Here is a 24,905-nt window from a genome sequence, read left to right as displayed (position 1 = left end):
GCGATTAAGCCCAAGATTACGTGCCGTTGCCCTTATCGAGCCGGTCTTATCGTACATCGAAATTATTTCATTTCTGTCAGTCATTGTTATCATTTTTTGCATCAATATATAATTGATGCAAGTTAAACAAATAAATAGTATGCTCTGAAAAATATGAGCAGTGCGCCCTGAATATTCTCGGCTACGCCTCAAATAATCAGGGCGCACTGCTCGGTCTTCTACGGACTGACAGTGGTATACTTTTTAATTATTAGGGTGGTATACTTTTAAGTTATTATATACAATTCCATAAGGTACAATTAAAAGTATACTCTAACAGACTTATTGCAGCCGTTATAAGTATGTTTCAATTCCATAAGGTACAATTAAAAGTCTCGTTACCGGTATGAAGGCCTTGTCTGCACACAGTTTCAATTCCATAAGGTACAATTAAAAGTTGATGATGCATTAACCTGTGAGAACCTGGATAATAGTTTCAATTCCATAAGGTACAATTAAAAGTCAGACGAGGTAAATCCTCTATATAGAGATGCATTTGTTTCAATTCCATAAGGTACAATTAAAAGTAAAAAAAACATCTTACCGCTTTGCTTTCAATAGCAGTTTCAATTCCATAAGGTACAATTAAAAGTCCTAAATACATAGAACTTTGAGTTTTTTTTCAATGTTTCAATTCCATAAGGTACAATTAAAAGCAAGAAGCAATTCGATTACTATTCGGGGTTATTCAGGTTTCAATTCCATAAGGTACAATTAAAAGTTATGAATTTTACAGTGTGGATAGACCATTTCCATAGTTTCAATTCCATAAGGTACAATTAAAAGAGGCTGTATTTCCTAACTGTTTAGGCAAGAAAGAATGTTTCAATTCCATAAGGTACAATTAAAAGGTCGTCGTACAATAAGTGTGAAGATGCCATATTCGCGTTTCAATTCCATAAGGTACAATTAAAAGTGGAAGAGGTTGGCGAAAAAACTTATCGACTGACATTGGTTTCAATTCCATAAGGTACAATTAAAAGTTATTGGACGAACTTATTGCTTCGCAAAAAGAATGTTTCAATTCCATAAGGTACAATTAAAAGTTGTGGTAGCTCCCACGGAGTCACCCACTAAGCTATTGGTTTCAATTCCATAAGGTACAATTAAAAGGGTTGTAGGAAAAACTTCCTGAAACCATTTGTGGAGTTTCAATTCCATAAGGTACAATTAAAAGAAGGGCAAGGTAGGCGAGCGCACATTATCCAGTTGAGTTTCAATTCCATAAGGTACAATTAAAAGATGTTAGAAGCGTACTATGACTGCCGCAAAAAGAAGGTTTCAATTCCATAAGGTACAATTAAAAGGATAAAGTAAAATTAGTTTCAGGTACGCGCATTTACAGTTTCAATTCCATAAGGTACAATTAAAAGTATAGCGGGGCATTTTCTCCAGAGCAGCGTTGTGGGCGTTTCAATTCCATAAGGTACAATTAAAAGTCGGCATAGCCCTCAGTGCGTTTAAAAAGCTCCTGCGTTTCAATTCCATAAGGTACAATTAAAAGCTATGTCAATGTAGACTCTTATCAGGTTATGCCAGTTTCAATTCCATAAGGTACAATTAAAAGGAAGAGTAATTGTTTTATTTAACCTAAACTTTAATTAGTTTCAATTCCATAAGGTACAATTAAAAGTCGCGCGAACCGATACTATCAATCAAACCGTTTTTTTGTTTCAATTCCATAAGGTACAATTAAAAGTGCAATCGTTTCAAAACGGCACTTCTAGCCGCTTTAAGTTTCAATTCCATAAGGTACAATTAAAAGTTCAGCTTCGGTATAGCTTAACGCGTCAATTGCGTAGTTTCAATTCCATAAGGTACAATTAAAAGGAAAGAATAGAATATGGTACGTATGAAATGATTGAGTTTCAATTCCATAAGGTACAATTAAAAGATTTTTCAAGTCCAGCATTTGCTTGCTTAGCTTTGTTTCAATTCCATAAGGTACAATTAAAAGCCTCAAAATGCTAAACGGGAAATTCCGTAATAATAAAGCATTTATGAAGTCCAAAGATAGAAAAAAACGTTCTAAAAAATGTCGATTGTCAGTAATATAAAAATCTCTGGCGATCGACATAACCCATATAATGTAGATAATCAATAAGTCAAAGAGCTATAATCTTCAATTTAGCAAGAATCACAAGTAGATAAAATCAACATCGACAACTTACTATAAAAAAATATCAATATTACTGCGCTCTCTACCAACTATCTGCTTCTCAGTCCATCTGATATCTCTGCCTTTAAAAATAATAATACTATCGCTCTCTTCTTTCATTATCTTTTTCGCAGATATAAGCAATTCATGCAAACGAACCTCAGATATCTCTCCCTCAAAAACAGAGTTTTGAATCCAATTCAGATACTTCCTACAAAGTTTCAACATTTTGGCAACTCGCTTCTCCCCAAAGTCGTAAACTAAAACAACATACATAAGCTACCAATACATTTTAAAAGGTTTATATTCTTCTATTTTTAATAAATGCTTTGTAAGTTTATAACACTCTAGCTTTATTAAATGCCGATAGCTAACATTACGTTTTAAACTGCGGTGTTGGATTGTTTCTTGTAATCTGTCTTCCAATGATTTTACAAATATTTTCTTCCCTTCCGTGTTTAGCAAACATTTATTCATCTTTTTATCAAAATGTTTTTCTTGAATCTCTTTTTTGTTAAGAACTTTGAATATTGTTCGATCAACAATGATGGGTTTGAATATTTCAGCTATGTCCAAAGCTAAAGAATATCTTCTTTCACCAGGAGTATGTAAGAAACTAATTGTAGGATTAATCTGTGTTTGATTTATTGCACGTAAACAAAGCGTATAGCAAATCATATTGCCAAAAGAAATCAATGCATTTACTTCATTACGAGGAGGCTGTTTGGTCCGGTTTCCCATTTCAAAATCATTTAAGATTAAATTAAATGCATCATAATAGGTTTGACGAATCATACCTTCTAAACCCATCAACTCTTGTACCGTTTTGGATTGAGGAATCTTTAGAGCCAGTAATTTCATAATTTCCATAAAATCTTCCATATCCTTTCCGCGTCGATTATAGTATTGCAGGTTCTTTAACATATTAAAAACGGCCCCATCAATAAATTTTTGGGCAATATCTAATCGCCTCTTTTTTTCTTGATAGGCAGCTGTTTGCGCTAATAGCATTCTACCTGATAATAAACCATCACGAGGCATAAAAGATCCTGTATAATTTTCATAGTAATCAAAGAAATGCACAGCTATATCTTTTTGACCAAGGAAGTTAAACAATGCACTATTACCTGTTAACGAACCAAAAACATAGAATTCATTTATATCCTCTACTGGCAGATAACGTGGACTACCCAAAACAGGGTATTCTGTTTCTGTATCAGATATAGGCGTAAATTTCAATGTATTATCACGTCTTTCTAATGATCCTGGATTAAACAAATAGTAGCTTTTTTTCATATTTCTTCCTCCGTACTGTAACAAAACTCATAATAACTACAATTTCTACAAATGTTTTTTTTAGCTAGGGGAGGGCAGTTCTCATTCTCAACTATTTGTACTATCTCTTCCTCTATCGTTTTTATCGTTTCTCTATCGACTTCTGATAATACTACAGTATCCCTTTTCCTAAGAATAGGATACTCTAGTATACCAGTTACCCCCACGATACCATTTCGTTCAAACACACATAAATAATATTTTAACTGCAACTCATGAGCTCTTTCCACCTTATTTGATTTCTTTATCTCATGAATAACCTTGTTTCTCGGATCGTAGAAATCAACTTTAATTCCATTTAGTTCTACTTCTTCATACTTAGAAGAACGTTGTGGATAGGATTCTTCATGAATAAGTTTTCCTTCATATACAAGATCAGATGTGTGCTCCATATTTATCTGGTTAGCGAACAGCCAAAGTTTACGTTTGCATACCTGATAATAATTTAAATGAGTGCCAGTTATATTCATTTTTAATTAAAAATGTTATTTTTGATTTTCATAATCAAAAGCAAATAGCAGGTCTATCAAGCGTTCTTCTGCTCTTTGTAATGCATCAGCAGATTCCGTTTCAGTCACCATATATCCGGAACATGGTAAAGTTACAAATAGTTCGGCCCCAGCTGTTTCGTCGACCATGGGTTTCGCTTTTGCTTTTTCGGAGTCATCAACTAGTTTTGTGCGTATTGCTCCTGCCAAAGTATTTGCATTATCACTAATTGCAATAGCTAATGTTTCCATCAGGCTGAACGTTCTTGATTGATTACTGGAGATTCTCCAATTAATTAAAGCTTTTGCAATAGCTGGAATTGCTATTTCTCGATTTTCTTTAGGCATAATTAAACACTCTCCAAATACATTTCGAGAACTAACCCATCCTTTTTCTCTTAGTTCATCAATCTTTTCCTTTTTCAATTCTGGCTCCATTTGATTTACTGAAACTGCAAATAGTGTTCGTAAATCAATCGCTACATCATAAACAAATAATCCGGTAGCTCGTGTGCTATCTTTCTGGATCCATTTGTGATATAAACTTCTATTAGTTCCGGCTAATAGTTCTTCTATTGCCTCTTCAGACATAGCATTACCGGATGTATCTCTTACGACAACTTTATGAATTTCGGGTCTATCTCTCCTGTCAAAACTAATTTTTTCTTGAAATATTTGGCCTAACAGTGGATGCAACGGACGCATTGCAGAAATAGATAAAGGGCTTCGTCGTTTAAGTGTGCGCCCCTTTTCGGCTTTTTTCGTTTTTTCTTCTTCGGTTCCGTTAGTATTCATCCAGCCTCCAAATAGTTGATCATAATATTGAGGGTCGCAAAGTGAGGTGACTTCTTTTTCTTTTAAACTTACACCTTCCCAAGCAAATGTTATGGGAGAAGGATCTACATGTAGTTCATCATTAATAGCTTCTAAGATACTTCTTTTCACTTGTTGGCCACTAGAGAAAGGTACCCTAACATTGAATATAGGATCCCAATAGTTTTTTTGACCACTCTCTACACAAAATACTGATAAGTCTACATGACGTAAACCTCTTAAATAAATGTACGGTTTCATAGTAATTATATTATTTATTTAGTAATGCATATTGAAATCTAATAAGTGTGTTGAAATAAGGAAAATTGTCTTTGGGCATCATGTTTAGCACTTTTCCTATATTTTCATATCCGGATTTCTCTTCTTCATCTTCAATTATAGGTATGAGATTCAGAAGGAATTGTTTGGTAGAAGCAGATTCAAACAACTGATTAACATTATTTGTTCTATCTCTCCTTGCCTTTGCGGCACCTGCTTCATATTTCAAAAGCAATTCTGCGAATTCACGGGACATATCCCATAGCTTTTCATTGTTCAACATAGCTAATATCCAAATTAAGTAAGTACTAAATATTATTTTTTGTTCTTCATCAACTTTACGTGAAATCTGTTTTGTTCTTTTCTCTTTTGGAAGAAAATCTTTAAGCCCTTTAGGCTCCATAGCTGGTATTCCTATACAGCCAGCTTGGCATGCTGCCTTTAGCCCAATACCAGTTCCATATAACTTTTCTATCTGTCTCCGATTCTGACTCCATTCTGCAGCACCAAATATTTTGGCATACAACTGGTTTGGACGCATGATGTCCTGGAGTTTAAAAGGGATAAATCCAATAGTTGTATTTGATTTGTCGATATAATATAGGTACCCCACAATATTTTCAATCGAATTTTTCTGAGCAATTCCGATAATTACATTCGCCCAAGGAACTGGTTCTAGTTTGAACAATCCATTAATATCGGATTTCAAAGGATTAAAACCTGCCAGTGGATCATCACCGCCGTATGCCAAATCATAACGATGAGAGATCCAACGTCCATTCCATTTATTTATCTCGTTACCTTTTAGCAAAGGATATTTTTCCAAATATTGTCGATAATAAGACCAACCTTCAAATATATCCAATAGGATTTGCTCATGATTAAAAAGAATGGTTAATTTATTGTCAAATTCAATACCTAATCCGTCACCAATCCATGATAAGTAAATATCTTCTTTATTATCTGGAAGAACTATATTAGTCATTTGTCCTGAAGTAGCAGCAGTTTCACTTACAACTCCATATCCGCGAGCAATACTAGCATCTGCTTGTTCTGTCTCTATTTTATGAATCATTTTTTGGATTCTTTCTTGTCTACGCTCCGGAGTTTCGAAAGGCTTTCTTCCATTAACCATATCATCCCATTTTGAACGTTTAGGAATCTTTCCAAAACTATTTTCTAACGGAGAATTACCGGCAGTCATCATATATTTATGATGATCAAAAAATAACGGCACAAACACCTCTTTAAAAAAAGATCGTGCCGTATGATTTTTTTTGAACTTATAATTATAAGCGTTTAAGAATGTGCGTCCAATAGTTGTTGCATACATAAGCTACCATATTTGATAATTAGTGTCATAATTCTGGGGACCTACCTTTGTCAGATCTAGACCTCTTTCCGAAGAGTAGGCAATGTCCGGAATGATAAATGGATGGGTGCCGATATCCAATTGTTTCAAATTCTTCCATCGCAAAGAGTTGTATCTAACAGGAATCTCCATCAAAATTCTTTCTTCTTTATTTGCATTTCTGTATTTCCCGGTTTCATCATCTTCCTGTGTAATGCATGCAACAGAATCAATGTCAAGTTTCTCTATCAATGCCGATTTGGGAAGATGACAAAGCTCCTTTAATCGCCATTTTTCATTGACAAATACTGCATCCAAATCAATATCAAGTCTCTCTATTTCAGGATATACACTATTTATTAATGATTGTAATTCAGTTTCTTTCAGAAGCTCACCATTATCGGGAAGTACATCAAAGCTATTTTTTAATACTTTAGGATTATAAGGTAAACAATCGGAGTTTTTCTCTGGTGGCGCTATTACGTAAATAGGTTTATATTTACCAATAGTATCAGCAGTACGTTTTCTGTTTATTCTTCCAAATCGCTGAATTAGTGCGTCGATAGGAGCTGTTTCTGTTATCATTAAATCAAAACTGATATCCAGACTGACTTCTACCACCTGTGTTGCAACCACAATACAAGCATGTGGAGTTATATTATATACATCTTTTAATTCTTTTTCAAGACGATTTCTATCTCCTCTCTTGAAGCGACTATGAATCAACATTTTTGCGATTTTAGGATAAAATTCCTCCATTCGCTCAAAAAGGATTTGTGCATTGGAAACCCGATTGCATACTATTAATATTTTCTTTTTTTGTTCTATTGCATCTTCAAGAACAGGAAGTATATTGGTGAATGTTGTTGTCTTATATATTATATGCCGATTGAAAGAAGTTAATATAGCATCTGGTAATTGCACATATTGCACATCCTCTTTTCCTAATATTTCAAAAATCGCTTCCTCTAAAACAGAAGGCATGGTGGCAGTGCCTATATGAATTCTACACCCTGCGTGCTTTAGTATTTCAACCATCTTTAATACGATGGATTGCATAATATCTGAATACGTATGAATCTCATCCAGAATAATATCAGATCCTTGCAGATCAAATAAAATAGATTCATATCCTCTTGTGCCAAAAGCGATAGAACTAAGTTGATGCGGAGTCAAGACTTTTATTGATGCGCCAAACTTATCCTGTATTACTTTTTTTGTGATATGTTCTTCACCGATTACAAGCTGCGATATAGAATGTAATAAACGAATATCTTCTACGTGGTCTCCTAAATCATGTAAAATACGTTCATACATAGCATTAATAGAGGCTTGAAAAGGTAACGTGTAAAAGATACGATCTTGACAACGTTTGATAAGAAAATCTGTTTTTCCCGCCCCTGTTGGTGCCTTTACAAAAGTATGCTTCTTGGCTTTATCTGAATCAATAAGAGATAATGGATACAAATCTCCTTTTCTGTTATAATAATCTACATTGGGTGTAGCAAACAAAATAGGTACATTCTCTTTGAAGTCTCCAACAGCAGAAGCTATATGATCAGCGCCTATCAATAGTCCTTTCCATGGTGACCATCCTTTGGGACTTTTTTTGCAATAATCTAAAGCAAAAAAATATGCTTCACGTGCGTCATCTTCGGTAATGACTGTTTCGTGAGTAACACCGGGAAAATTTAGATTAGTCAAAATCCCTAAGGCATCCGCTACCCATGATGAGAAACCTGTTAAGTGAAACTGAAGAATATCTTCTTTGTATTCAATATCTAAATCGATAATTCCTGTCGTGGAAATATCTTTGTAAATTGATTTGTGATGAGCAATAATCATGCTTACCATAAAAGGCCATAGCTCAGGATGTGAAAGTTTTAAGAAAAAAAGGGAGGCTATTTCGTGACGGAAAGGTAATTCTAATGGTGATGGTCTATTTTTCAATCTTCTTTGGAACACAATGCTAGCTTTACCTATATCATGTAATAATGCGCCCTGACGGGCTATCTCAATATCCATTCCGGCATGACGAGCTGCTAATACAGCAAATGAGGCAACTGAACCTAAATGAGATTCTAGTGTCATTCCGCCATTTTCTATACTTTTTGCTAATATATGATTATAGCTGCTCATATTGTTCTTTTTGAATAGGGTTGCCAACTATCTCAATATAACCTATCATCTCTTCATTATCTTTAAATCGATTATATCCAACAAGGAACGAATTTTGATTCTTTTCAAAGCGAAGTTCATATCCATCAAGCTGGTCAAACTGATCTTGAGACATTTCTAGAATGGAAGCATCTGGCAAAAGCAGATCTTCATTTCTACATAAACAAATATGTTGTACTGTGGCTTTGAGTGCATCTTCATGGTGGCTAAAAGCTAAATATAAAGAGGGGTAGAGCATTATGCCGCGCTTAAGAATAGAGCGTTTTTTTATATATTCCTTTCCTTTCTTTGTCCATGCTTTGGCTTGAACAACTTCTTGTTGTATGTCCATACCGGCATAACTTAATCTATGCCTCAATATACTTGTCACTTCAAGCTTTTGCCTTATACCTTCAATAATTGAGGGAGTTAGGAATTGCTGAGAATAAGTTTCACCGCCACTGGCGTCTCTAACTGCAGACCAAGGCTTGATAAAGCCAAAAGAGCCTGAATATTTAACAACATAGTATTTCATGATATTATATATTCTTAGTTTTTATAATAGAGAACCGAAAGAAGAACCGGTAGAATTTCCAACTCCTACTGTCCATGCAAATAATTTACTTTGTGGACTTCCATGAATAATAATTGGACACATATTAGCTTTGCTTTTTACACCGTGGATAGTTACCATTTTTATTTGTTTATGATCATAACTTTGATCAAATTCGATTTTCAACGTGGTGTCTTCGGGTAATCCTGCTATTCTCATTTTGTGCTGCAATGTTTCTGTCATCAGTTCACTGCTTTCTTTGTTATCAAAGAAGTAATATTTGTGTCTTTTACTTTCATCATGATACCGTTTTATGAATATAGGAGAGGTTAATCGGAACAGCTCTGCATCTTCTGAAAAAGTGGGTTCATCAACAATTGTAATATCTCTAACTTCTAGTCCACAAAACATCAATGGATCAGATAGAATACTTCTTATTAATAACCTAAGGTATGCGTCGTTATAAAAGCCAACAAAGAACTTCGCTCCATTAGGAAAAGTATAGCCTTGTTGATCTGATTTTTTTCCACCTAGTAACCAAGAAAAAGAATATAGTGAAATTTTATCATGTATTTCATTAGCGCCTAACCATTTGTGAATTGTTCCAACAAGTTTTTGTTGGTAATTAAATGGTACTACAGAAGAATTAGGGGATGTTTGTATGCAAATTTTCATGTCTTTTTTAGTATTAAAAGTTATTATCTAATTAGATTGATTAAAAGAACTATCAATTAACTTTTAGTCAATATTTACAAGATGAAACCAGTTGCGTGAATTAAGTATATTATGTTTGTAATATCCTTTTTTGTTGAATTGTTATGATTCAATTACAAATGTAGTGAAATAAAATGTTACGGTTTGTGGCTTTTGATCTTTTTTTATTTATGTTTAGAAACATAAATAAGAAGTTCGTAGAGGTAAGATATGATGTGTATGGAAAATCGGTTTGTTTGATAGTGAGAATAGTATTATTGACTAAAGATCTGTGTTTCATAGTTGAGCCGGTAGCCGGACTTGAACCGGCGACCTACGCGTTACGAATGCGTTGCTCTACCAACTGAGCTATATCGGCTTGAATTTTACGGTTGCAAATTTATAATATTATATTAAATAGCGTGCCTTAATTTAGAAAAAAGTTTCTGCTTTTTTTAGAAAATACCCGTAAAGCGTTGAAAAACAAGTTGATGCAGGATAAAAAAAATGCAGGCCTAGAAATAAAAATCTCAGGCCTGCAATTTTGAAAAGTTGGCCAACAATTTAAAAAAGTTGGGCAACTTTTATCTATTCGTTAATCGAAGAAGTTCCGGAACTTCTTGAATATTTTTTCCTTCACACCGCTGCTGGGCTTGAAGTTGTCTGAACCTTCCAGTTTCTCCAATGCCGCTTTCTCGTCCTTGCTGAGCGCTTCGGGAATGTATACGCTTACATTGACCAAGAGGTCGCCTGTGCCGTAACCGTTAACCGAGGGTAATCCTTTGCCACGAAGGCGCAGAACCTTACCCGGCTGTGTGCCCGGATCAATTTTTACCTTTACTTTGCTGTCGATGGTAGGAATTTCAACCGCACCACCCAAAGTCGCTGTAGGTACGCTCAGCAGCAAATTATAAATTAAGTCGTTTTCGTCACGAATCAGTTCGGGATGCGCTTCTTCTTCTACCTGAATAAGCAAGTCGCCCGGTATGCCGTTTCGTTTTCCGGCGTTACCTTTTCCTTGCATAGACAGCTGCATGCCTTCCATTACTCCTGCGGGGATGTTTACAGATACCACTTCTTCGCCATACTCGATGCCGTCTCCGTTGCAATGCTTACATTTGTTTTTCACAATCTTGCCCTCGCCACCGCAAGTAGGACAGGTAGTGCGGGTTTGCATCGTGCCCAGAATGGTTTGCTGGTTGCGTATCACCGTTCCGCTTCCCTTACAGGTTGGACAGGTTTCCGAACCGCTGTTGTCTTCTGCGCCGCTGCCGTGACAGTGCGAACAAGGCACGTATTTCTTCAGTTTGAACTTCTTTTCAACGCCATTGGCAATCTCTTTCAGGTTGAGTCTCACCTTCACACGTAAGTCGGAACCGCGAAAACGACGCTGCTGCTGGCCACCACCGCCACCGCCAAAGCCTCCGAAGCCGCCTCCGAAGCCTGAATGTCCACCAAATATATCGCCAAACATAGAGAAAATGTCGTCCATAGACATGTTCTGACCAAAGCCACCGCCAAACGGCCCGCCGTTGCCGGCTGCACCGCCCATGCCCGCGTGTCCGAATTGATCGTAACGGGCTTTCTTATCGGGGTTGCTCAAAACATCGTATGCCTCGGCAGCTTCTTTAAACTTCTCTTCTGCCGTTTTGTCTCCCGGGTTTTTGTCGGGATGGAACTCAATGGCCTTTTTGCGGTATGCCTTTTTTATCTGGTCGGCCGTAGCGTCCTTGCTGACGCCAAGCACTTCATAATAATCTCTTTTCTCCATAACTTATTCTCCTACAACCACTTTAGCGTGACGGATTACTTTTTCGTTCAGTACATATCCCGTCTGCACGCAATCCAGAATTTTGCCTTTCAGTTCTTCAGACGGTGCGGGGATTACAGCGATAGCCTCATGGTAATCAGTATCGAGAATCTGGTTATTTGTTTCAATAACTTTCACTCCATTCTGCCCGAGAATGCCCATGAACTTACTGTAGATAAGTTCAACTCCTTCTTTTACGGCTTGCACATCGGTTGCCGATTCCATTGTTTTAATGGCACGCTCCAAATCGTCGATAACGGGCAGGATGCTGCTGATGCTTTTCTCGCCACCGTTTAAAATCAACTCGGCTTTCTCTTTGAGTGTTCTTTTGCGGTAGTTGTCGAACTCGGCAGACAGGCGAAGGTATTTGTCTTTTTGCTCTTCGATGGTTGCATTGGCTTCTTCCAGCTGGCGCGCCAATTCTTCTTCTACCGACAGAACGGGAGTTTCTTCACCTTGGTTTTGGTTTGTATCAGTGGCAGCCGCTTCTTGTTGCGGTGCGTCTGTACAATCCGTTGTTTCTTCTGTATTTAACTGCTCTTCGTTAAGGGTTTCTTTTTCTTTTGGATCCATATTTATTGTATTATTTTTCATTGTAATTCATGAATGTTGCCCTATGCAGGACAGAATGTCTGCTTTTTAGCCAACAAAAACTTTGCCAATTAACATAAGTTGCCATTACGGCCGGCAAAGGTAATGCTTTTATGTCAGATTGACACCCCCGGCATGCGCTATAATTCATTAAAAATAACTACCTTTGCCGCCGAATCAGATTGAGATAGGAACTAAATAACAAAAAACTATAGAATGATTACAGTTTCAAATGTATCGGTACAGTTTGGTAAAAGGGTATTGTTTAATGATGTAAACCTCAAATTTACCAATGGTAACTGCTACGGCATTATCGGTGCCAACGGTGCCGGAAAATCAACTTTTTTACGTACTATTTACGGTGATCTGGACCCAACAACGGGAACAATCACGCAAGGTCCGGGCGAACGTTTGTCCGTTTTAAGCCAGGACCACTTTAAGTGGGATGCCTTTACGGTAATGGATACCGTGATGATGGGGCACAGTGTGCTTTGGGATATCATGAAGCAGCGTGAAGTGCTGTATGCCAAAGAAGATTTTACAGATGAAGACGGGCTCAAGGTGTCTGAGCTTGAAGAGAGATTTGCTGAACTCGACGGATGGAATGCCGAGAGTGATGCTGCCATGTTGCTTAGCGGACTGGGAGTGAAGGAGGATAAGCACTACGTTTTAGTGGGCGATTTGAGTGGTAAGGAAAAGGTGCGTGTCATGCTGGCACAGGCTCTTTATGGTAATCCCGACAATCTGTTGCTCGATGAGCCTACCAATGACCTCGACATGGAAACGGTTATGTGGCTGGAAGAGTATCTGGCTAATTTTGAACATACGGTGTTGGTGGTAAGTCACGACCGTCACTTCCTCGACTCGGTTTGTACGCATACGGTGGACATTGATTACGGTAAGATTAATATGTTTGCCGGTAACTATAGTTTCTGGTACGAATCCAGTCAGCTGGCACTGCGTCAGCAGCAAAACCAAAAGGCTAAGGCTGAAGAGAAGAAGAAGGAATTGGAAGAGTTTATTCGTCGTTTCAGTGCCAATGTTTCAAAAAGTAAGCAAACTACCAGCCGCAAAAAAATGCTCGAAAAGCTTAATGTGGAGGAAATCAAACCTTCTTCACGCAAGTATCCGGGTATCATCTTTACTCCCGAACGTGAACCGGGTAACCAGATTCTGGAGGTTTCGGGCTTGAGCAAGAAGACGGAAGATGGTGTGGTGCTGTTCAGTGATGTGAACTTCAACGTGGAGAAAGGTGACAAGATTGTGTTCTTGTCGAAAGACCCGCGTGCCATGACTGCTTTCTTTCAAATCATTAACGATAAGATGAAGGCCGATAGTGGTCATTTCAGCTGGGGTGTAACCATTACTACGGCTTATTTGCCGGTTGATAATACAGAATATTTTAATACCGATTTGAACCTGGTAGACTGGTTGAGCCAGTTTGGCGAGGGCAACGAGGTGTACATGAAAGGGTTCCTGGGGCGTATGCTCTTCTCGGGCGAAGAGGTTCTGAAGAAGGTGAACGTGCTTTCGGGAGGTGAGAAGATGCGTTGTATGATTGCGCGCATGCAGCTGAAAAGCGCCAACTGTCTTATACTTGACACACCGACCAACCACCTTGACCTGGAATCTATTCAGGCTTTCAACAATAACTTGAAAACTTACAAGGGTAATATACTTTTCTCCTCACATGACCACGAGTTTATTCAGACAGTGGCCAACCGTGTGATTGAACTTACACCGAATGGTGTGATTGATAAGATGATGGAATATGATGATTATATTACATCGGACCACATCAAGGAGATTCGTACCAGAATGTACGGTGAGGGATAACGATTTGCTCGTTACAAAATCTTTTATACACCCGGGTGTACACATGCTGTACATCCGGGTGTATTGCTATCGTACACCGGGGTGTACGAAATGTGTAGATCCGGGTGGAGACGAAAATTGCTCACCTGCAAAATAAATCAGGTAAGCATGCTAACTGAAATCCTCTATCTAAAGGGTTTAGTTAGCATTATATTGTAAGGAATCAATGCAAAAAAGTTGGTGATACTTGGTGATACTTGGTGACACTTTTTTTTAGCCAAGTGTCACACCTAATAATCTGATTATCAAGTCGCTACAAGGTTGGTGATACTTGGTGATACTTTTTTTCATTCATTTTATGAGGAATGAGCGGTTCATCTCTTATAAACGAGCTTGCTATTCTCTTCGCCAAACAGGTTATCGCCCAATGTAGTGATGCGATTTCCCTTTGCTACTACGTAATGTAGGTTGCTGCATCCCATAAAGGCACCATACTCAATGGCTGTTACCGTTTCGGGCAACTCGAGCGTTCCGCTCAGGCGGCTGCAATTGCTGAAAGCTCTTTGACCAATGGATTTCAGGTGTGCAGGCAGTTGCATGCGTAGCAAATATTTCTTCTGTGCAAACGTAAATTCGGGAATAACGGTGGCATTGGTCTTCTCCATGTTAATGGAAACCAGGTTGGGCATGTAATCGCGTATCAGTTTAAAGTCTGCATTGTCCAGTTTACCTTCCACGGTGAGGAAGTTAATGTTCTTCGGCTGAAAGCCTGCTTTCATAATTTCGTTTTCCAAACTGCTCATTAGTCCTACCTGAATGGTGGCTTCCACCGGTTCGCCTTCAATAAAGGCAAAGTTTTCCCATCTCTTCTTCAGGCGATAGCCGTCACTAGAGCCCAGCGGTACGAAGATAGCGGTTACACTGTCAGCCAATGCTTCGGGCAGCAGGTTGGGAGGGGTTTTCTTCTTTATCTGGCAGATGCTAAGTTGTTCGCATCCTTTGAATGCACCATCTTCAATGTTGCGCGTCTTTTCGGAAAGCACCACTTTGCGCAGCGTGGTTTTGCCTTTGTATGCTCCGTTTTCTTGTTTGCAGAAGGCATAAGCCGGAACGCAGTTGGGAGGGTACACGTAGAACTTATCGGGGTACGTGCCGTCTTTACCCATATACATCTTTATCTCTGCATTCGATATGTCTAAAACTTCCAGGCTGCTAAATTCATCACGAAGATGCCTGAAGTCGATTGCATTAATTTTGCCGGTAAGCGTGAGGTGTGTTACGCTGCGAGCCTCTTCTTCGGTCAGTGCGGAAATCATCTGTCCGGCTTTGCTCACGAAGAAGGTCTTACTCACTTGGGCTACTGAGTTAACAGCACCCGTCACAATCATTAAAACGACTAATAGATGTCTTCTTTTCATGGTACAAAATAAATGTTTAGACAAATATAGCAATATAGTTCAGTAAGCAAATTAGCTTTTTGTATTTTATAGCTAATTTGCTTACCGTGTTAACAAACTATTGTATTTCAAAAGGATTTGTGACTTACTCTATTCCCTTTAAAGTGAGTTGTATGCGTTTGCGTTCTTTGTCTATGCTGAGTACCTTCACCGTGATGTGCTGATGAATGGATACTACTTCGGAAGGATCGGATATGTACCTGTCGGCCATTTGCGAGAGGTGTATCAATCCGTTTTCCTTGATGCCCAGGTCAACAAAAGCGCCGAAGTTGGTGATGTTGCCCACGATGCCGGGCAGTATCATTCCTTCGCGTAAATCGTCGAGTGTACGTATGCTTCTGTCGAATTCAAACACTTTGGCCGTTTCTCGCGGATCTCTTCCCGGCTTGTCGAGCTCCTGCATGATATCGTTCAGTGTTGGCAGTCCCACCGTTGAAGTGATGTACTGTTTCAAGTCGATGCGCCCCCTTAACTCTTTGTTGGCTATTAGTTCGGCAACGGTACACCCCAGGTCTTTGGCCATTTTCTCTACGATGTGATAACTTTCAGGATGCACAGCGGTATTGTCGAGCGGATTTTTGGCGTTGGGTATACGCAGGAAACCGGCACATTGTTCAAACGCCTTGGCACCCATGCGGGGAACTTTCATCAGTTCCTTGCGTGATGCAAACGCACCGTTCTCTGCCCGGTAGTTGGTGATGTTCAACGCCAACTGAGGTCCCAAACCCGAAATGTAAGTAAGCAGGTGACTGCTGGCCGTGTTCAGGTTTACGCCGACCAGGTTCACACAATTCTCCACCGTTTGATCGAGTGCTTTCTTCAGCTTGGTTTGGTCTACATCGTGTTGATATTGCCCCACACCGATTGATTTGGCATCAATCTTAACCAGCTCGGCCAGCGGGTCCATTAGTCTTCTGCCTATAGACACGGCCCCTCTTACCGTTACATCGTAATCGGGAAATTCGTCGCGCGCCACTTTCGAAGCCGAATAGATGGATGCACCCTGTTCGCTCACCACGAAAACCTGTAACTTGCGGTCGAATTGCTGGTTGGTGATAAACTCTTCCGTTTCGCGACTTGCCGTTCCGTTGCCGATGGCTATGGCTTCTATGTTATAAGCCTCCACCATCTTCCTGATTTTGGAAGCAGCTTCTCCTGTTTTGTTCACCGGCGGATGAGGGTATATGTTTTCGTTGTGCAACAAGTTACCTTGTGCATCCAGACATACTACCTTACAGCCGGTCCTGAATCCCGGATCGATACCCAACACTCTTTTCTGTCCCAGGGGAGCAGCCAGCAACAATTGTTTCAGGTTTTCTGTGAACACGCGTATGGCTTCGTCGTCAGCCTTTTCTTTGCTGAGATTTCCCGTCTCGGTTTCTATGGAAGGTTTCAGCAAGCGTTTGTATGCATCTTGCAATGCCTCGGCAACGTAACGTGCACATGCATTGTTACTACGTATAAACATACGTTCCAGTCGGCCAACGCACTCTTCGTCGTCCGGACTGATGCTTACCTTGAGCAAGCCTTCCGATTCTCCTCTGCGGATGGCAAGCAGTCGATGCGAACTGCAACGCTTCAACGGTTCCGAGAAGTCGAAGTAATCGCGGTATTTAATAGCTTCTTCCTCCTTACCCTTGATCACTTTGGAAGAGATCACAGCCTGACGACCGAAAAGGTTTCTCACCGTGTTACGTGCCTGTTCGTCTTCATTAACCATCTCAGCTACAATATCTTGTGCGCCTTTGATGGCTTCGTTTATATCTTTTAACCCATTTTTTAGAAATTGAGCAGCTTTTTCTTCCGGGTTATTTTCCCTTTGCATCATAAGCGTAATGGCCAAAGGCTCCAGTCCTTTCTGTCTGGCTATCTCGGCTTTTGTCTTTCTTTTGGGCTTATACGGAAGGTATATGTCTTCCAGCGTACTGCTTTCCCACGTTTCTTCTATTCTCTTTTTAAGCTCGGGAGTTAGTTTATTCTGCTCTTCTATTGTGTTAATGATTGTTTCTTTTCTTTTGGTGATTTCACATAATTTGTCGTATCGTTCTTTGATATTTCCAATCTGTACTTCATCCAATCCGCCGGTCATTTCCTTACGGTAACGACTTATAAAGGGTATTGTAGCCCCTTCGTTGAGCAGATTAAGTGTACTTTCCACTTGTCTTTCGGTTATGTTGAGTGCTGTGGAAATCAGCAACTGGTAATTTTTCATTTTTTTATGTTTTATGGGATTTGTTTGCAAATATATTCATTTAATCTTTTTGAAAATGCAAAAATATGCTATATTTGCAAATGAAATAATAAAGATATACCCCCTCCCTAATGGCAAAGTTTAGTATTAATAAGCAATATTTGCTATCGCTTGCTCTGGTATTCTTACTCGTTCATCCGGCGAGTGCAGTTTTGGCGGCTGTCCGTCCCAATATACTAATTATAAATTCTTATAATGCCGATGCACAAGGAACTTCCAATAACATCTCGGAGTTTATGGATGAGTATCGGAGGTTGGGTGGAACAGAGAATGTGGTGATAGAAAACATGAACTGTCAAAGCTTTCAGGAATCACCTAAGTGGAAAGGACGCATGCAGGCTATTCTCGATAAGTATATTCATTCATTACGTCCTCGTCTCATAGTTCTGGTAGGGCAGGAGGCTTTTATCTCCTATCAATCTCAGGAAAATCCATTATTGAAAGACATCCCGGTGATATGTGGCATGGTGAGCAGACGCATCATCGATCTGCCGGTTGACAGTGCCCGGGCAGCCAACTGGCAACCTCGTTCCATTGATGTGTCCGACGGTAAGGTGCGTTATCCCATTCGTGGTGGGTATTTGTATAACTATGATGTAGATGCAAATATCTCGCTAATCAGAAAGCTATACCCTCAAACTAAAAATATTGCCTTCTTGTCTGATAACAGCTACGGTGGTGTGGCGCTTCAGGCATTCGTTCGGCAGGAAATGACCAAATACGAAGATCTGCGGTTGATTCAACTTGATGGGCGACATCACACGCTGTATACCATTGTTGACGAGCTGCGCAGCCTTCCACCCCATACTGTATTATTGATTGGAGCATGGAAAATTGATGCGAAGGGTGAATTCTTTATGCGCAATGCTTCTTATGTGATGATGGACGCCAATCCTGAACTTCCGGTGTTCACCCTTTCGAACGCCGGTTTTGGCAGTTGGGCGTTGGGAGGTGTCATGCCTACGTATTTTATTTTTGGCCGTTCGCTAGCTCGCGAAGCTGTTGAGGTTCTGGAGAAGCCCAAGAACTATGATATGAAAGCCAATTTCGTGGAGAATCAGATGATGTTTGATTACATTCGCGTGAATGACAGAAAGCTTTCACTCAATGTGTTGAATGGCAACGATTATCGTTTCATCAATAAGCCGCTTACGTTGTACGAACAGTACAAATATCATCTTTGGGCGTTTGTTGCATTCCTGCTTTTTTTAGTTATCGGGTTTATCTCTTCGCTTTGGTTCTTCCTGCGCACCAAAAAATTAAAAGACTCTCTGGAGGTTTCCGAACAGGAGTTGCGTGTTGCCAAAGAGGCTGCGGAAGAGGCCAGTCGTTTAAAGTCATCTTTCCTGGCGAACATCAGCCATGAAATACGTACTCCACTTAATGCTATAGTCGGTTTCTCAGAAGTGTTGCTTGGCGGAGGGTATACACCCGAGGAGCAAAAGCAATACATGAGTATCATTCAACGCAATTCGGACTTATTACTTAAACTGATTAATGACATCATTGAGGTGTCTACGCTGGAAAGCGAGAACGTTGAGTTTAAATATCAGGAGTGTGATGTCGTTGAATTTTGCAACCAGTTATTGCTTTCGCTGAACTTTGCCGATAGCTCGGAAAATCATTTCCGTTTCGCTTCCTCTCTGGAGAGTTACGTGGCTAAGGTGGAAGTACAGTACTTGCAACAGGTTATCCTCAATTTGCTTTCTAATGCCGATAAGTTTACCAAACAGGGAACTATTACGCTTGAGGTCAGCGTGAATCAGTCGTTCATTGAGTTTGCCGTAGCCGATACCGGCTGTGGCATTCCACAGGAGAAACAACAGGTTGTCTTTGAACGTTTTATAAAACTAAACGACTTTGCTCAGGGTACCGGACTGGGTCTGTCTATCTGCAAATTGATAATACAAAAATGGGGAGGGGAAATTTGGGTGGATCCTGCCTATAGTAAAGGGGCACGTTTTGTGTTTACTCACCCTATCGTTAAATAAATAAGTAATCAAAAATAATATGAAGTTAAAGGTTATTGTCGGTTCATTGGCTTTCTTATTGTCGGCCTCTGCTATGGAGGCGCAGGAAAAGGTCATTGATCTGAAATTTGTGCAAACGAGTGATATGCATGGAAACTACTTCCCATATAGTTTTACGTTACAGAAAGACTGGATTGGTAGTATGGCACGTGTGGCGGCTTTTGTGAAGAAGGAACGCCAGCACTACGGTGAGAATCTGGTTCTTATGGATAACGGAGACATTCTTCAGGGACAGCCGTCTTCGTATTATTATAACTACATTGATACCGTATCGACTCATGTTTGTGCGGACATGATGAACTACATGGGTTACAATGTAGGCAATATGGGAAATCACGACGTGGAAACCGGACACAATGTGTATGACCGCTGGATTAACGAGTGCAATTTCCCTGTGTTGGGTGCCAACATTATTCGTACTTCCGACGGTGAACCTTATCTTCCTCCTTATACCATTATGAAACGTTCGGGGATTAAGATCGCGATATTGGGACTTATCACTCCGGCCATTCCTGCCTGGCTTTCCGAAAACTTGTGGCACGGATTGCGGTTTGACGACATGGAAGAGTCGGCCCGCAAGTGGATGAAGGTGATCCGCGATAAAGAGCGTCCGGATATTGTGATTGGTCTGTTTCACGCCGGACAGGAGTCGATGATGATTGGCGGCAAATACAAGGAAAATGCTTCGCTTGACGTGGCACGCAACGTGCCGGGTTTTGATATCGTGATGATTGGGCACGATCACATAGCCGATTGCAAAAAGATAGCTAACGTAAAAGGTGATTCGGTATTGATTATTGATCCGGCCAATAATGCTGAGTTGGTGAGCAATGTTACGGTAAAGGTGAAAGTGAAACATGGCCGTGTTAGGGATATGGAGGTGAAAGGGGAACTTACCGATATGAATGCTTTTACTCCTTGCCCCGATTTTATGGCTAAGTTCAGCCCGCAGTTTACTGCTTTGAATGAGTTTGTGTCTAAGCGAATCGGTTACTTTACGAAAACCATTAGTTCGTGGGAGGCGTACTTGGGTCCTTCGGCCTTCGTTGACCTCATACATGAACTGCAACTTGAAATATCCGGAGCGGAAATTTCTTTTACCGCGCCGCTTTCTTTCGATGCAAAGATTAATAAAGGGGATGTTCGTGTCGGTGATATGTTTAACTTGTACAAGTATGAAAACATGCTCTATACCATGATGCTTTCGGGTAAAGAGATTAAGAATTACCTCGAAGAATCTTATTACTGGTGGACAAATCAGATGAAATCTCCCTGGGATCACTTACTGTGGCTGAACGACAATTTCAGCGGACACGATGACCGGAGTACTTTTAAGAATTACAGTTTCAACTTCGATTCGGCAGCCGGCATTATTTATACGGTAGATGTTACCAAGCCCAAAGGTAGTAAGATTACCATTGTGAGCATGGCCAACGGTAAACCTTTCAGCATGGATAAGATGTATAAGGTTGCACTCAATTCGTACCGTGGTAACGGGGGAGGAGAATTGCTTACCAAAGGTGCCGGACTCACCGCGGAGGATTTAACCAAACGCTTGGTCAGTTCAACAGACAAAGATTTGCGGTATTACCTCATGCAGTATATTGATGAAAAAGATACGATTGTACCCAAAGCTTTGCACCAATGGAAGTTTATTCCCGAGGAGTGGACTGTTCCGGCAGCCAAGAGAGACGGACGTTTGTTGTTTAACCGCGAATAATTAGGTACGGATATGGCAGAAGATTTACAGATAGCAGAAGGTAGCAAAGAAGAGAAATACCAATCGCTCATTCCTCAGATAGAAGGATTGGTTGATGGTGAAACGGATGTGACGGCTAATTTAGCCAATATTTGTGCTGCGCTGAAAAGCACGTTCCACTTTTTCTGGGTGGGCTTTTATCAGGTGAAAGAAGATCAGCTGGTGCTGGGACCGTTTCAGGGTCCGGTGGCTTGTACCCGTATCCGATACGGAAAAGGGGTGTGCGGCACTGCCTGGAAAGAGGCTGTTACGCAGCTGGTTCCCGATGTGGATGCTTTTCCCGGTCACATAGCTTGCAGCTCGCTTTCGCGATCGGAGATTGTTGTTCCCGTTATGGTTGACGATAAGGTGTGGGGTGTGCTCGATGTGGATAGTGAGGCATTGGCATTCTTTGATGAAACCGACAAAAAGTATCTGGAATATCTTTGCGATGAAATTGTTGCAAAGGTTACAAAGTAATTCGGTTTAAAAGTTATATCTTTGCGCTCTCAAACAATAAGGACATGAGAGCAACGTTGTTTAAAAAGGTATTACTGCCCTTCTTCCTCCTTACGCTGTTTACAGTGTACCAGGCAAGCATTTCGATGTTTACCCACGTACACTACGTAAATGGGGTGATGATAACGCACTCTCACCCTTTCGACGGCAAGCATAAGCACACCAAAAGTGAACTGGTGGTTATCGACCGCTTGTCTCATGCCGTTACCCTCGAAAATCATATTACGTACGACTTTAAACCTTTCTTCCGGGTCTTATTTTCCTTGGAACAGGAAAGGTTATTAGCTCATGTTTCACAATCATTCTTTCAAATACCCTCTTTCCGGGCTCCTCCTTTTTGTGTACTATAATCCCGTTGTATTTTAGTCAAATTTAGTTTAGTACATAAAGAAATAAAATATAAATGAAACAATTAATTGTTGTGCTCATGCTGCTGTGTGCAGGTATGAGTGCTTTAGCCGTTACGCCCGATAATCCGGTAAAGGAAGATCGTGGTCGCGGAAGAGGTAAATGCCTTGTTAAAGGCAAAGTGATTGTCAAAGGAAGCAAAGAAGAGTTGCCTTATGCTACCGTACAGATTATTGGTCTGGATGGTGGAGTGGTTACCAATGAACACGGTGAGTTTGAAATAAACCATTTGGGCAAGGGGCGTCACCGGCTTCGTGTTCGGGCTATGGGGTATCGCACTGAAGAGAGAGAAGTGGTGCTCGACAGTGAGAAACCTGTGGAGACTAACTTTGCTTTGGGTGAAGAGGCTTTTGTAACCGATGAGGTAGTGGTTTCGGCCAATCGCAACGAAGTAAGCCGCAAGGAAGCTCCTGTGGTGGTTAACGTGATGAGTACCAAGTTGTTTGAGATGGTAAACTCTACCGACTTAGCCAAGAGCCTCGATTATCAATCGGGTTTGCGTGTGGAGAACAACTGCCAGAACTGTGGTTTCCCGCAAGTGCGCATCAACGGTCTGGAGGGTCCTTATTCGCAGATATTGATTAACAGTCGCCCGGTAGTCAGTGCGCTTTCAGGGGTGTACGGACTGGAACAAATCCCGGTGAACATGATTGAACGCGTGGAAGTAGTACGCGGTGGAGGTTCGGCTTTGTTTGGCGCTAACGCTGTGGGCGGAACGGTCAATATCATCACGAAAGATCCTATTAATAACTCGTTCCAGGTGTCAAGTACCCTATCGAACATGAACGGTAAGTCGTGGGAGCAGTACATGGGTGCCAATGCATCACTGGTGTCGAGTGATAACACGTACGGCATTGCATTGTATCAGGCTTACCGCAACCGTAATCCTTATGATTCCGATGGTGACGGATTTTCGGAACTGGGTAAGCTTAACATGAATACGTTCGGGTTGCGTACTTATTACCGTCCGTCACAATACAGCCGCATCAACTTGGAGTATCACACAACCAATGAGTTTCGTCGCGGAGGTAATAAGTTTGACTATCAACCGCACGAAGCCGATATTACCGAGCAGACTAAACATATTATAAATAGCGGCGGACTGAGTTACGACCAGTTCTTTAACGAGTACAAGCAGAAGCTCTCTGTTTACGGTTCTGTGCAGCATGTTGACCGCAACAGTTATTACGGTGCGCAGCAGGATCTCAATGCTTATGGTAAAACAGATGATCTTACCTGGGTGGCAGGTGCTATGTTTGTAAGTAACATGGATCATTTGTTGTTTTCACCGGCTACGCTGACTGCCGGAGCTGAGTACCAAAACAATGCCTTGCATGATGTGATGACCGGTTACCATCGCGACATGAAACAAAAGGTGCGCATAGCAGGTGGATTCCTTCAAAGTGAGTGGAAGATGAATCTTCTTACTTTGCTGGCTGGTGCTCGTGTGGACAAGCATAACCTGATTGATAAGGTGATCTTTAGCCCGCGCGTTAACTTACTTTACAAGCCGGTTGAAGATTTTCAGGCGCGTTTAACTTATTCTACCGGATTCCGTGCACCGCAGGCTTATGACGAAGATTTGCACGTTACCGCCGTAGGTGGAGAAGGGGTGAAGATTGTACTGGCCGATGGTTTGCGCGAAGAGCGCTCTAACAGCTACAGCGGGTCGGTAGACTGGACAGCTCACCTGGGACACTGGCAGGCTAATCTATTGCTCGAAGGTTTTTATACCGACCTTAACCACGTATTTGTGCTCGAAGAGATAGGTAAGGATGCCAACGGCGATAAAATCAAAGAACGTCGTAACGGTAAAGGTGCTCGTGTGTACGGGGTTAATATGGATGCTAAGTTGGCACACGGCAAGGAAGCACAGTTCCAGTTAGGCTTTACTGCACAACGTAGCCGTTACAAAACAGCGGAACAATGGACCGGTGATGACGAGGAAGCTCTGTTCACCAAGAAGATGACCCGTACACCCGATTACTACGGTTATTTCACCTTCACCTCTGCACCGTTGAAGAACTTTGATTTTTCTTTATCGGGTGTGTACACCGGTGAAATGCAGGTGCCCCACATGGCAGGATACATTGAGAAATCACGCATGGAAACATCGCCCGACTTCCTAACTGTGAACCTCAAACTGAACTACACCGTTACCTTGAAAGATAAGGTGAAGATGCAGTTCAATACCGGCATACAGAATGCATTCAATAGTTTCCAGAAGGATTTGGATCAGGGTGTGATGCGTGATGCAGGCTATTTCTATGGTCCTACACAACCTCGTACTTATTTCTTTGGAGTGAAGATTTTTAATTAAGAAAACACCCTTTTGAGGGGTGTAATCACTGATAAAAGCTACTGCTTACTGTTCCGTTTCCTGATGGGCTGTTTGCGGTGGCTTTCTTATTTTACATTCT

18 protein-coding genes, 1 tRNA gene and 1 CRISPR repeat array are annotated in these 24,905 nt (G+C 40.7%); of the genes, 6 read left to right on the top strand and 13 right to left on the bottom strand.

Going from position 1 to position 24,905, the window contains the following annotated elements; all coding sequences use genetic code 11:
- Positions 1 to 277: 277 nt before the first annotated feature.
- A CRISPR array of direct repeats spans positions 278 to 1,996; the repeat unit is 29 nt; unit sequence GTTTCAATTCCATAAGGTACAATTAAAAG.
- 213 nt (positions 1,997 to 2,209) lie between these two features.
- The 11 genes from cas2 to C511_RS0115205 all read right to left on the bottom strand — a co-directional run bounded on the left by cas2 (position 2,210) and on the right by C511_RS0115205 (position 12,249).
- Positions 2,210 to 2,473, bottom strand: a complete 264-nt coding sequence (gene cas2 / locus C511_RS0115255) for a CRISPR-associated endonuclease Cas2 (protein WP_024997194.1) — start codon at positions 2,471 to 2,473, stop codon at positions 2,210 to 2,212.
- A 3-nt stretch (positions 2,474 to 2,476) separates the two neighbouring features.
- Positions 2,477 to 3,493: a type I-B CRISPR-associated endonuclease Cas1b gene (cas1b, locus tag C511_RS0115250; protein ID WP_024997195.1), complete on the bottom strand. Its 1,017-nt coding sequence runs from the start codon at positions 3,491 to 3,493 to the stop codon at positions 2,477 to 2,479.
- Positions 3,490 to 4,002, bottom strand: coding sequence for a CRISPR-associated protein Cas4 (gene cas4, locus C511_RS0115245; RefSeq protein ID WP_024997196.1), 513 nt, complete (start codon positions 4,000 to 4,002; stop codon positions 3,490 to 3,492). Before cas4 ends, cas1b begins: the two co-directional genes overlap by 4 nt.
- 15 nt (positions 4,003 to 4,017) lie before the next feature.
- On the bottom strand, positions 4,018 to 5,094 hold the full coding sequence (locus C511_RS0115240) for a hypothetical protein (protein WP_024997197.1): 1,077 nt from the start codon (positions 5,092 to 5,094) through the stop codon (positions 4,018 to 4,020).
- A 10-nt stretch (positions 5,095 to 5,104) separates the two neighbouring features.
- Complete coding sequence (locus tag C511_RS0115235; protein WP_027318369.1) at positions 5,105 to 6,445, bottom strand: hypothetical protein; 1,341 nt, start codon at positions 6,443 to 6,445, stop codon at positions 5,105 to 5,107.
- A gap of 3 nt (positions 6,446 to 6,448) precedes the next feature.
- Complete coding sequence (locus C511_RS0115230) at positions 6,449 to 8,602, bottom strand: CRISPR-associated helicase/endonuclease Cas3 (protein ID WP_027318368.1); 2,154 nt, start codon at positions 8,600 to 8,602, stop codon at positions 6,449 to 6,451.
- Positions 8,589 to 9,155, bottom strand: a complete 567-nt coding sequence (locus tag C511_RS0115225; RefSeq protein ID WP_027318367.1) for a hypothetical protein — start codon at positions 9,153 to 9,155, stop codon at positions 8,589 to 8,591. Before C511_RS0115225 ends, C511_RS0115230 begins: the two co-directional genes overlap by 14 nt.
- A gap of 21 nt (positions 9,156 to 9,176) precedes the next feature.
- Positions 9,177 to 9,848 carry a CRISPR-associated endoribonuclease Cas6 gene (gene cas6 / locus C511_RS0115220; RefSeq protein ID WP_024997198.1) on the bottom strand — a complete coding sequence of 224 codons (672 nt, stop codon included), beginning with the start codon at positions 9,846 to 9,848 and terminating at the stop codon, positions 9,177 to 9,179.
- Between the two features lie 324 nt (positions 9,849 to 10,172).
- Positions 10,173 to 10,245 (bottom strand) — tRNA-Thr (locus tag C511_RS0115215).
- Positions 10,246 to 10,461: 216 nt separating this feature from the next.
- Positions 10,462 to 11,637, bottom strand: a complete 1,176-nt coding sequence (dnaJ, locus tag C511_RS0115210) for a molecular chaperone DnaJ (protein WP_024997199.1) — start codon at positions 11,635 to 11,637, stop codon at positions 10,462 to 10,464.
- 3 nt (positions 11,638 to 11,640) lie between these two features.
- Positions 11,641 to 12,249 carry a nucleotide exchange factor GrpE gene (locus tag C511_RS0115205; RefSeq protein ID WP_024997200.1) on the bottom strand — a complete coding sequence of 203 codons (609 nt, stop codon included), beginning with the start codon at positions 12,247 to 12,249 and terminating at the stop codon, positions 11,641 to 11,643.
- 234 nt (positions 12,250 to 12,483) lie between these two features.
- On the opposite strand from C511_RS0115205, the gene C511_RS0115200 reads away from it, so the two are divergent.
- On the top strand, positions 12,484 to 14,103 hold the full coding sequence (locus C511_RS0115200) for an ABC-F family ATP-binding cassette domain-containing protein (RefSeq protein ID WP_024997201.1): 1,620 nt from the start codon (positions 12,484 to 12,486) through the stop codon (positions 14,101 to 14,103).
- A gap of 353 nt (positions 14,104 to 14,456) precedes the next feature.
- Here the strand turns inward: C511_RS0115200 and C511_RS0115195 are convergent, their stop codons facing one another.
- Together C511_RS0115195 and C511_RS0115190 are read right to left on the bottom strand one after the other, a co-directional pair.
- Entirely contained in the window at positions 14,457 to 15,500 is a 1,044-nt protein-coding gene (locus tag C511_RS0115195) for a leucine-rich repeat domain-containing protein (protein ID WP_024997202.1), read from the bottom strand.
- 124 nt (positions 15,501 to 15,624) lie between these two features.
- Positions 15,625 to 17,751: a Tex family protein gene (locus C511_RS0115190; protein WP_024997203.1), complete on the bottom strand. Its 2,127-nt coding sequence runs from the start codon at positions 17,749 to 17,751 to the stop codon at positions 15,625 to 15,627.
- A 110-nt stretch (positions 17,752 to 17,861) separates the two neighbouring features.
- On the opposite strand from C511_RS0115190, the gene C511_RS0115185 reads away from it, so the two are divergent.
- The 5 genes from C511_RS0115185 to C511_RS0115165 are packed head-to-tail and all read left to right on the top strand — an operon-like array spanning position 17,862 to position 24,805.
- The gene (locus tag C511_RS0115185; protein ID WP_024997204.1) at positions 17,862 to 19,781 is read left to right on the top strand and encodes a sensor histidine kinase; all 1,920 of its coding nucleotides are present in this window, start codon (positions 17,862 to 17,864) and stop codon (positions 19,779 to 19,781) included.
- Positions 19,782 to 19,800: 19 nt separating this feature from the next.
- On the top strand, positions 19,801 to 21,540 hold the full coding sequence (locus C511_RS0115180; protein WP_024997205.1) for a bifunctional metallophosphatase/5'-nucleotidase: 1,740 nt from the start codon (positions 19,801 to 19,803) through the stop codon (positions 21,538 to 21,540).
- Between the two features lie 12 nt (positions 21,541 to 21,552).
- Entirely contained in the window at positions 21,553 to 22,038 is a 486-nt protein-coding gene (locus C511_RS0115175) for a GAF domain-containing protein (protein WP_024997206.1), read from the top strand.
- 44 nt (positions 22,039 to 22,082) lie between these two features.
- Positions 22,083 to 22,427, top strand: coding sequence for a hypothetical protein (locus C511_RS17625; RefSeq protein WP_027318366.1), 345 nt, complete (start codon positions 22,083 to 22,085; stop codon positions 22,425 to 22,427).
- Positions 22,428 to 22,480: 53 nt separating this feature from the next.
- Positions 22,481 to 24,805, top strand: a complete 2,325-nt coding sequence (locus C511_RS0115165; RefSeq protein WP_024997208.1) for a TonB-dependent receptor — start codon at positions 22,481 to 22,483, stop codon at positions 24,803 to 24,805.
- Positions 24,806 to 24,905: the final 100 nt, after the last annotated feature.

It is taken from the genome of Bacteroides graminisolvens DSM 19988 = JCM 15093 (assembly GCF_000428125.1).
Taxonomy (GTDB): Bacteria; Bacteroidota; Bacteroidia; order Bacteroidales; family Bacteroidaceae; genus Bacteroides; species Bacteroides graminisolvens.
The sequence above is the reverse complement of the archived record's forward strand: the minus strand, read 5'-3'. Positions and strand labels throughout refer to the sequence as shown.

Coding starts and splice junctions, on each gene's coding strand:
- cas2 (WP_024997194.1), bottom strand. CDS start 2,473: ATGTATGTTGTTTTAGTTTACGACTTTGGGGAGAAGCGAGTTGCCAAA.
- cas1b (WP_024997195.1), bottom strand. CDS start 3,493: ATGAAAAAAAGCTACTATTTGTTTAATCCAGGATCATTAGAAAGACGT.
- cas4 (WP_024997196.1), bottom strand. CDS start 4,002: ATGAATATAACTGGCACTCATTTAAATTATTATCAGGTATGCAAACGT.
- C511_RS0115240 (WP_024997197.1), bottom strand. CDS start 5,094: ATGAAACCGTACATTTATTTAAGAGGTTTACGTCATGTAGACTTATCA.
- C511_RS0115235 (WP_027318369.1), bottom strand. CDS start 6,445: ATGTATGCAACAACTATTGGACGCACATTCTTAAACGCTTATAATTAT.
- C511_RS0115230 (WP_027318368.1), bottom strand. CDS start 8,602: ATGAGCAGCTATAATCATATATTAGCAAAAAGTATAGAAAATGGCGGA.
- C511_RS0115225 (WP_027318367.1), bottom strand. CDS start 9,155: ATGAAATACTATGTTGTTAAATATTCAGGCTCTTTTGGCTTTATCAAG.
- cas6 (WP_024997198.1), bottom strand. CDS start 9,848: ATGAAAATTTGCATACAAACATCCCCTAATTCTTCTGTAGTACCATTT.
- dnaJ (WP_024997199.1), bottom strand. CDS start 11,637: ATGGAGAAAAGAGATTATTATGAAGTGCTTGGCGTCAGCAAGGACGCT.
- C511_RS0115205 (WP_024997200.1), bottom strand. CDS start 12,249: ATGGATCCAAAAGAAAAAGAAACCCTTAACGAAGAGCAGTTAAATACA.
- C511_RS0115200 (WP_024997201.1), top strand. CDS start 12,484: ATGATTACAGTTTCAAATGTATCGGTACAGTTTGGTAAAAGGGTATTG.
- C511_RS0115195 (WP_024997202.1), bottom strand. CDS start 15,500: ATGAAAAGAAGACATCTATTAGTCGTTTTAATGATTGTGACGGGTGCT.
- C511_RS0115190 (WP_024997203.1), bottom strand. CDS start 17,751: ATGAAAAATTACCAGTTGCTGATTTCCACAGCACTCAACATAACCGAA.
- C511_RS0115185 (WP_024997204.1), top strand. CDS start 17,862: ATGGCAAAGTTTAGTATTAATAAGCAATATTTGCTATCGCTTGCTCTG.
- C511_RS0115180 (WP_024997205.1), top strand. CDS start 19,801: ATGAAGTTAAAGGTTATTGTCGGTTCATTGGCTTTCTTATTGTCGGCC.
- C511_RS0115175 (WP_024997206.1), top strand. CDS start 21,553: ATGGCAGAAGATTTACAGATAGCAGAAGGTAGCAAAGAAGAGAAATAC.
- C511_RS17625 (WP_027318366.1), top strand. CDS start 22,083: ATGAGAGCAACGTTGTTTAAAAAGGTATTACTGCCCTTCTTCCTCCTT.
- C511_RS0115165 (WP_024997208.1), top strand. CDS start 22,481: ATGAAACAATTAATTGTTGTGCTCATGCTGCTGTGTGCAGGTATGAGT.